We start from the raw sequence: 7,933 nt of genomic DNA, 5'->3' as shown, positions 1-7,933 counted from the left end.
CACCCTGCGGGCGGCCTCCCGCTCAGCCTCCGACAGGTTCCGGCAGGTGCCGGGGTAGTGGCCCGGAAGGACATGCGGCGCAGACGCTGCTTCGGCGATGTCGCGGCGCGTGCAGAAGCACTCGAAAAGGTGGTCAGCCCTGCGCAGCCGGGTGACGGCGTCGTCGTAATGCGCCTGCCGATCGCTTTGGCGGGTGACCTCACCGTCCCACGCGAGCCCGACGGCGGTGAGCTCAGCGAGCTGCGCTTCCTCGGCTCCCGCACGGACGCGGTCGAGGTCTTCGACCCGCAGCAGGAACTGCCGGCCGGTGGAGCGCGCGAAGAGCCAGGCCACGATTGCGGTGCGGAGGTTCCCCACATGAAGTTCACCCGTGGGGCTTGGCGCGAAGCGGCCGGCGGTCACAGAACTCCTTCAGGAAATCACTGCAGGCAAGGTGCTGCCAGGGAACGTAAAGACCCCCCATGCACCTGCCAGAGCCCGCTTACCCTTGCTACCTTCCGGTCCTGGGGGAGTTCAACAGGATGACACCACATGAGGGGCCGCGTAATAGTCTACACAAACCGACGGGAGGGTCGCCCGCTGAGATGCGCATCTCCCGATTCGGTACATGGGGGATGTACGGGTATTCTGGAACCTGCTCCAAACAAGGAGGATTCGCCTAGCGGCCTATGGCGCACGCCTGGAACGCGTGTTGGGTTCACGCCCTCGGGGGTTCAAATCCCCCATCCTCCGCTTTCTGCAACACCCCGGCTCGTGTAGTCGGGGTGTTGTGTTTTCCGGCACTGCACAATGTCGCACCAGCGGTAATAATAAGCCTGCTGAGTAAAGTAATCTTGAGTGAACCGTCCGAAGAGTGAATCATGGAGTACACCGGATAGCGTCAATCGCAGGGATTGATGCGTTCGGCCACGTGCCCATCCTGTGAGGAGTTGCGATTGGACCTGCAGGAATGACCCGGCGACCGAAGCTCAGCCACGCGCTGTCCGCGCTGACCACACCGTTGGCGCCGGAAGACTTCATGTCGCTCTTCAACCCCGTGTTTTCAGCGCGGCAGTTGCGCGGCATCGTCACGAAGGTAGTGCCTGAAACCGCTGACTCGGTGACCATCCACTTTCGTCCGGGGCGGGGCTGGAAAGCGCACCGTGCAGGGCAGTGGGCGCGCATCGGAGTTGAACTTGATGGTGTCCGCCACTGGCGCTCCTACTCCCTGAGCACTGCTGCGGGACAGGATCCGGCAATTACCGTGACAGACATGGGAGCGGTGTCCGGTGTGCTGGTCCGTGAAACCAAGCCGGGAGACATCCTGTTCCTGGCGCCGCCGCAGGGAACCTTCGTCCTGCCGGATCGGCCACGGCCGCTGTTGATGCTGACGGCCGGCAGCGGCATTACCCCGGTGATGTCCATGATCCGCACGCTGGTTCCCCGCCGTCCCGACGCGGACGTTGTCCTGATTCATTCAGCGCGGACTCCCATGAAGACGCTCTTTGTGGAGGAACTTCGCGAACTCGCCGACCAGTTCCGCCAGTTCCGCGTGAAGCTCTGGTTCACCTCCGAGCAAGGCCGCATTGATTTCAGCTCTCCGGCTGCGCTGGACGAAATCTGTGATGACTGGCGGGACCGGGCGGCCTACGCTTGCGGACCCGAGGAGTTCCTCGAGAGTGCCGAGTCGCTGTGGGAAAAGCAGGCGAAACTGCCTTCGGGCAGCCTGACCATCGAGCGCTTCAGCACAGCGCTGGCTGATGGCACCGGGAACGACGGCGGACTGGTCACCTTTGAAGCCTCCGACCGGGAGGTGGAAGCTGACGGAGATACCCCGCTTCTTGAAGTCGGCGAGGATGCCGGGCTGCTCATGCCGAGCGGTTGCCGCATGGGCATCTGCCACAGCTGTTTGCTTCCGCTCCGAGCGGGGCAAGTCCGGGACCTCCGTACCAACGAAGTACATGGAGACCCCGGTCAATTGATACAAACCTGCGTTTCGGCGGCGGCCGGACCGGTGAACCTCGAAATCTGAAGGAGTGGGTATGACAGACCTCGTAGAAAAAGTGTCAGAGGACACGAGTGTTGAGAAGCCCCGGCGACGGCCGGGAGCGCTGGCGGCAACCGGCCACCCGCTGGTCCGTCCGCCTGCCGCTGCACACCTCTCCGATGAGCAGGTTGCCGAGCTGGGCCGCGAACTGGATGCCATTCGCGACGAAGTGCTCGACCGCCGCGGCAAGCACGACGCCGACTACATCCGCCGGGTCATCAAGGCGCAGCGCGCGCTGGAGTTCGGTGGACGGGCAGCGCTGCTGTTCAGCCGGAACAAAGCGGCCTGGGTAGCCGGCACTACAATGCTCAGCTTCGCCAAGATCCTGGAAAACATGGAGCTCGGCCACAATATCCTCCACGGACAGTGGGACTGGATGCGGGATCCGGATATCCACTCCACCACGTGGGAGTGGGACTTCGTCACCCCTGCGCGCTCCTGGCAGCACACGCATAATGATCTGCACCACCGCTGGACCAACGTTGTGGGCAAGGATCGCGATGTCGGCTACAACCTCCTGCGGATGGATGATGACCAGCCCTGGAAGCCCTTCAACTTGGGCAACCCGCTGTACAACGCCATCCTGGCGCCGGTCTTTGAATGGGGAATCGCCCTCTATGATTTGGAGCTCCCGGAGTACAAGGAAGGGCTCAAGTCCAAGGAGGCCCTGCGCAAGGACCTCCGGGCACTGGGGCTGAAAGCGGCCAAGCAGTTCGGCAAGGACTACGCCGCGACACCCGCGGTGGCCATGCTCACCGGTTCCGGCAAGCAGGCGCTGATTGGAACGCTGACCGCGAATGCGGTGCGTAACGTGTGGGCTCACGCAGTCATTTTCTGCGGACATTTCCCCACGGGCGCTGACACCTTCACGGAGGAAATGGTCGACGGCGAGACTCGCGGCGATTGGTACGTACGCCAGATGATCGGCTCGGCCAACATCTCCGGCTCCAAGTTCATGCACCTGATGACGGGCAACCTGTCCCATCAGGTTGAGCATCACCTCTTCCCGGACCTGCCGTCCAACCGTTACCACGAGGTAGCGCCCAAGATCCGTGAGATCTGTGCCCGCTACAACCTGCCGTACACCACCGGGCCGCTCCTGAAGCAGGTTGGCTCCGCGTGGGCCAAGGTTTTCCGGCTGGCGCTTCCTGACCGGACGCCCAAGACCAGCTAGGAGACGCAGCGCACTTCAGGCGCCGGCGGGCGGGTGCTTCTGCACCCGCCTGATCCGGCGCAGTGCTGCCTGCTCGGTGGGACTCTGACTGCCCAGGCCGAGCTTCATAACCCCCAGCACGAGCAGGACCGCCGGCTTCACCGGCAGCCTAACCGGCCCAAGATGTGGCAGGGACAGGCCGAGGAGTTCGCGTTGCCGGGGAGTCAGCGTGGCCACAGCACCGGCGAACAGTACCCGGTACCCAAGGCGCTGTGAGCGCGGAAGCGGCGGACGCCGGATGTAGGCCAGCGCGTCCTGAACCTGTTCGCTGGAAGTGAGTTCGCCGTCGTACGCGGCAAGCTGCTCACGCAGTTCGCCGGCGCTCCGCGGCGGGTCGCTCACGCCCATCAATTCACCGGCTTTCGCCCACTGCCGGACATACTCGTCCGCGCCGCCGGGAAAGCTGAGCCCATACTGTTGGTGCGCGCTGAGGAAGGCGTCGGTGAAGGCCAGATGCACCCAGCGCAGCAGATGGGGATCATTGGCGCTGTAGGCGCGTTCGACGCCGTTTGCGTCCACGTACGTGCCGGTCACCTTCTCATGCAGGCGGCGCACCCAGGCGGACGCGCCGCGTGCGGCATCCGTTGACCCGTAGGTCACGGTGAAAATCCAACGGATGGTGTTGGCCAACCGGCCAAGCGGGTCCTCGCGGAAGTTCGAGTGGGCATACACTCCCGCCATCGCCCCGGGATGCAACGCCTGCAGCAGGAGCGCACGAATGCCGCCCACTGTCGGGGTCATTGAACTGTGGACTGCCCAGACGGCTGAGCCGGGAGCGAAGTAGCCGGCGTCATCGCCGTCAGCCAGTTCCTCCGTCCAGGCAGGCGGCTGGGCGCCGGTGCCCGTGAAAGTGTTCTTGAGCTCGACGCGGAGGCGGGTGAAGGGTGACGCCATGGCACCAGTATGCAGGGTCAACCCGTGAGTCCCATCCAGAAAGGGTTGGCTGACGAACCGCCTTCAGCGACAATTTCAAGCCGAACACCGTTTCACTTCAAGGAGCACCAGTGTCCCCGCAGAACCTTCACGACATCCCGCTGACCATGATCGACGGGACCGAGCGCAGCTTCGGCGATTTCCGGGGCAAAACGGTCCTCGTGGTGAATGTCGCCTCGCAGTGCGGCTTCACCCCTCAGTACGCGGGCCTCGAGGAGCTCTACCGGAAGTACGCGGACAAGGGGTTTGTGGTGCTCGGTGTTCCGAGCAATCAGTTCATGGGCCAGGAGCCGGGAACTGAAGCGGACATCCAGGCCTTCTGCTCGATGAACTTCGGGGTGACGTTCCCACTCACCACGAAGAGCGACGTCCGGGGACGGAACCAGCACCCCCTGTATGCAGAACTGACCAGGTTCCGGACGGGCATGATGCCGGGCCTCGTGAAGTGGAACTTCGAAAAATTCCTGGTGAACGACGCCGGCACCGTCGTTGCGCGGTTCGCCCCCACAGTGGAGCCGGACTCCGAGGAGATAGTTACGGCGATCGAGGCCGCACTCGCCGCTTAGGCGCGGGAAACCGCCGTTTCGGCGCAGCGCAGCAGGAAGGCGGCACCGGCGTCGTCGTTGGTCAGCGCACCTTCGATGAGGACCGGGTAGGGCTTTTCCGGAACGCCGTCGGCGGGCCGGACATCGACGTGCGCAACGCTGTAGCCATGCTCGTGGAGGTAGTCGGCCATGGCGTAATCAGTGCGTGAATCGCCTACGGTCCGCCAGGTATGGGGGATGTCTCCGTCGATCAGGCGCAGCGCACGCTCTGCACCCAGGTCCTTGCCGACGCGCACGGATTCAATGTCCGTGGAGATGATGGTGGGGTCAACCCGGTAGTCGACGCTGTCATCGCTGTCCGGCAGGTGGTGCGCCAGCCGGCAGACGCCCATGTCGAAGTGCCGCATGATGTCCAGGACGGCGGCATCGAAGGGGCCCTGCCTGTCGAGGTAGTCCTGGTTCCCGACATCAACGCGCTGCTCGATCGACACCATGGCGCGCTTGGTCTCGTCGAAGAACATGTGGTCGGCGAACTGTTCCTCCACCAACCGACGGACCTCATCGCCGAACTCCTGCGGCAGCGCGAGGGTCTCGTCGACGTGCACTTCGGTGGCGCCCTCAGTGGTGAAACTGAACCAGGTTGCACCCTTCTCGCAGATGGCGTGGAAGGTGATCCCGGCAGGGATCCCGGCGGCCAGCATCGGCTTCAGAACCTCTTCGCGGATGAACTCATCCGAGCGGCCGGTATTGAAGATCACCGGCCATCCTGCTCCTGCCAGCGCGATCAGCGCATCAATGATTTCCGGCCGCACGGTGCGTGTAACGGGGCTGGCAACCGGCCCGTCGACGTCGAGCAGCAGGCCGATGGGAGCGGGCGCGGTTGTGGAGGAGAACACCGAAGCAGTCACCGCCCCAGTATCCGCGTCTCGGGCCGCCGCGGGGAAATCGGTGACGCGCAGGGTTTCCCCAAGGTCTGAAGATGACACTAAATTCCTGCAGCATCCAAGGCACGATATTGAGGCGAGTAATGGCGATTGAAAAGATCGCGCTGGCCGAGCAGGATGCGGCTGACCTGATGCCTGGGGAGGCAGCCGACCGTCCCATCGGACTGACGCGACGAGTGTTTGGCATTTTGATAGGTACCGGTGCACTTGGCACCGCAGCGGGTTGGGGGATAGTCTCCGCCGCCGGTGGCACCGAGGAGGTTCCGACGTCGTTCGGAACCGTTCGGATTGCAGCGGCTGAACGGCAGGCCCGCATGGTTGGCGCGGTGGGAGGCCACGCGAGTAGCGCAGCGCACGGGGCCGCTCCGCCAGGCGCTTCAGCGCAACCGTTCAACCACACCTGGGGCGAACACCTGGCAGTGAAACTGGAGGTACGCAACACCTCCGAGCGCAACGTGCTGTTTGCGCCGGGACAGCTGCGCCTCCTCGTGGCGAAGACGACGACGGTGACGAACCGTGGTGCCGACGTCGCCAAGATCCTGCTCACGGCCGGCTCCCACCGCAGCGTGTGGGTCAGCTTCCTGGTTCCGAGCGGCGTAGCAGGACTAGCCGCTCAGTTCACCGATCCCTGGGGCGGCCCGGCTCCGTTGGCGTTGGCGCTTCCCCGGATCTCCCTTCGACCAGGCTCACTGGAGGACAACCATGGCTGAGCAGCTCCCTCCCGAAATACTGGCGCGCGGGGATCTCCTCAAGTTGGGAGCAGCGGCCGGGCTGGGCTTTGCGGCCCTGCCGCTGGTGCAGCCCTCCGCTCCGCGGAACCGCGTTGCACGGACGCCGGTCCCGTTGGCGCTCGCTGCGCAGCCAGGGGTGCTGGACCTCTACATCAACGAGGGCTACCTGAAGATGGTGGACGACACGCTTGTCTACCACCGCGGGTTCGGCAGCCGACCGACCGACGTTGATGACCCGAGCCCGAGCCTCACCATGGACCCGACGGTGATCACCGTTGCAGGTGACGTGGTTCCCAGCCGCAGCTACCCGCTCGAGGCTCCGCTGCCTACGCGCGGAACACCGGCGCCGCTGCGGGCTGATGCGGCCAATCCCGGCCAGTTCCTGATCCGCCGCAACTACTGGGCGAGCTACTTCCCGGCGCGGACCATCATCGCCGAATTGGGCAGCACCATCCGCTTGCGCATTCAGAACCGCCTGGGCAAACCGCACACCCTCACCGTCTTCGGTGCCGGGGCCGACGGCGGTGACCTCACGACCGGCCCTGTTGCCCCCGACTCCGTGGCCACCCTTGATTTCCCCTGCCCGCGACCGGGAACCTACATCTTCGCCGACCCGACCAACGCGCCGGTCGAACGTGTACTCGGCCTGTTCGGGGTGCTCGTGGTCATGGACCCGGAGCACCAGTGGGATATTGCGGAGGACCTTGCAACGTTTGAGCGGCAGTGGGTGTGGATCTGCCACTGCGTGGAATCACGCTGGGCGTCCATGGAAGCTGCGGGACAAACCGTGGATCCTGTGCAGACGCCGGCGCTGCCGCGCTACTTCACGCTCAACGGGCGCAGCGGGTTTGAATCCCTGGGCATAACCTTCGACGACACCGTCAATCTCGCCACCGAGGAGGAAACCCTGATCTCGGGCTATCCGCGGCAATTGGATGTACGCCAGTTCGGTGAGGGAACGGAGGCGGGCACGCTCCGCGGCGGCCAGCTGGTGCGCCTGATCAACCCCGGGATCTGCCTGCACCAGATGCACTTTCATGGGAACCACATCTGGACGGTCCGCCGAAACAACGTGGACTGGCCGCGGCACGAGGGGTTCGTCGACAACGAAGGCCACGTGGTCCTCCAGCAGTGGGAGGACGTCGTTGAACTGGCGCAGATGGACACCAAGGACTGCATCATCCCGATCAAACGTCCGCCGGACGCCATCGACCCGGTTTGGTTTGCACGTACCGGTGACTGGGTCTACCCGATGCACTGCCACGCTGAGCCGTCTCAGACCGCCGCCGGCGGCATGTACCCCGGCGGGCTTGTTGCCCACTGGACCCTCAAGGGCCCGATCCCAGGAGCCACACCGTGAGTATTTTCAGCCGCAAGCGGAGTGAGAGACGCTCGAGTCGCCGCTCGATCCGCGCAATCGAAAGAGCCCAGGAAGTCGCCGAACGCCGTCGTCGTGAAGAGGAACGACGGCGGGAGGCAGCTGAGCGCCGCAGGCGGGAGGAGGAACGCCGGCGAGCGGCGGCGGCAGAGCGCCGCAGGCG

The 7,933-nt window shown here is 64.6% G+C and carries 9 protein-coding genes, 1 tRNA gene and 1 other RNA gene; 7 read left to right on the top strand and 4 right to left on the bottom strand.

Features of this window, described 5'->3' with window-relative positions:
• Both P4U43_RS17165 and ffs read right to left on the bottom strand, forming a co-directional pair.
• The coding region (locus P4U43_RS17165) for a glutamate--tRNA ligase family protein (protein ID WP_277359822.1) at positions 1–402 on the bottom strand (402 nt) is incomplete at its 3' end.
• A 45-nt stretch (positions 403–447) separates the two neighbouring features.
• Positions 448–544: signal recognition particle sRNA small type (gene ffs / locus P4U43_RS17160), an RNA gene on the bottom strand.
• A gap of 103 nt (positions 545–647) precedes the next feature.
• Here ffs and P4U43_RS17155 point away from each other — a divergent pair.
• The 3 genes from P4U43_RS17155 to P4U43_RS17145 all read left to right on the top strand — a co-directional run bounded on the left by P4U43_RS17155 (position 648) and on the right by P4U43_RS17145 (position 3,200).
• A tRNA-Ser gene (locus tag P4U43_RS17155) sits at positions 648–732 on the top strand.
• Positions 733–949: 217 nt separating this feature from the next.
• Complete coding sequence (locus P4U43_RS17150) at positions 950–2,011, top strand: ferredoxin reductase (protein WP_277359821.1); 1,062 nt, start codon at positions 950–952, stop codon at positions 2,009–2,011.
• A 10-nt stretch (positions 2,012–2,021) separates the two neighbouring features.
• Entirely contained in the window at positions 2,022–3,200 is a 1,179-nt protein-coding gene (locus P4U43_RS17145; RefSeq protein WP_277359820.1) for a fatty acid desaturase family protein, read from the top strand.
• A gap of 15 nt (positions 3,201–3,215) precedes the next feature.
• Here the strand turns inward: P4U43_RS17145 and P4U43_RS17140 are convergent, their stop codons facing one another.
• Positions 3,216–4,133 (bottom strand): oxygenase MpaB family protein, encoded by a 918-nt coding sequence (locus P4U43_RS17140; protein WP_277359819.1) that lies wholly within the window; start codon positions 4,131–4,133, stop codon positions 3,216–3,218.
• 146 nt (positions 4,134–4,279) lie between these two features.
• Here P4U43_RS17140 and P4U43_RS17135 point away from each other — a divergent pair, with 146 nt between their 5' ends.
• The gene (locus tag P4U43_RS17135) at positions 4,280–4,738 is read left to right on the top strand and encodes a glutathione peroxidase (protein WP_404800770.1); all 459 of its coding nucleotides are present in this window, start codon (positions 4,280–4,282) and stop codon (positions 4,736–4,738) included.
• Here P4U43_RS17135 and P4U43_RS17130 read toward each other — a convergent pair.
• Positions 4,735–5,625 carry a Cof-type HAD-IIB family hydrolase gene (locus P4U43_RS17130; protein ID WP_277359823.1) on the bottom strand — a complete coding sequence of 297 codons (891 nt, stop codon included), beginning with the start codon at positions 5,623–5,625 and terminating at the stop codon, positions 4,735–4,737. The genes P4U43_RS17135 and P4U43_RS17130 overlap by 4 nt on opposite strands.
• A 119-nt stretch (positions 5,626–5,744) precedes the next feature.
• Between P4U43_RS17130 and P4U43_RS17125 the strand changes: the two genes are divergently transcribed.
• From P4U43_RS17125 to P4U43_RS17115, 3 genes are all read left to right on the top strand, one after another.
• Positions 5,745–6,371 carry a hypothetical protein gene (locus P4U43_RS17125; protein ID WP_277359817.1) on the top strand — a complete coding sequence of 209 codons (627 nt, stop codon included), beginning with the start codon at positions 5,745–5,747 and terminating at the stop codon, positions 6,369–6,371.
• Positions 6,364–7,752, top strand: a complete 1,389-nt coding sequence (locus P4U43_RS17120; RefSeq protein ID WP_277359816.1) for a multicopper oxidase domain-containing protein — start codon at positions 6,364–6,366, stop codon at positions 7,750–7,752. Before P4U43_RS17125 ends, P4U43_RS17120 begins: the two co-directional genes overlap by 8 nt.
• A partial coding sequence (locus tag P4U43_RS17115; protein WP_277359815.1) for a hypothetical protein occupies positions 7,749–7,933 on the top strand: 185 nt, incomplete at its 3' end. The genes P4U43_RS17120 and P4U43_RS17115, both read left to right, overlap by 4 nt.

Origin of the sequence: Arthrobacter vasquezii, from assembly GCF_029455255.1 — a bacterium.
In the GTDB taxonomy this organism is placed as follows: domain Bacteria; phylum Actinomycetota; class Actinomycetes; order Actinomycetales; family Micrococcaceae; genus Arthrobacter_D; species Arthrobacter_D parietis.
The sequence above is the reverse complement of the archived record's forward strand: the minus strand, read 5'-3'. Positions and strand labels throughout refer to the sequence as shown.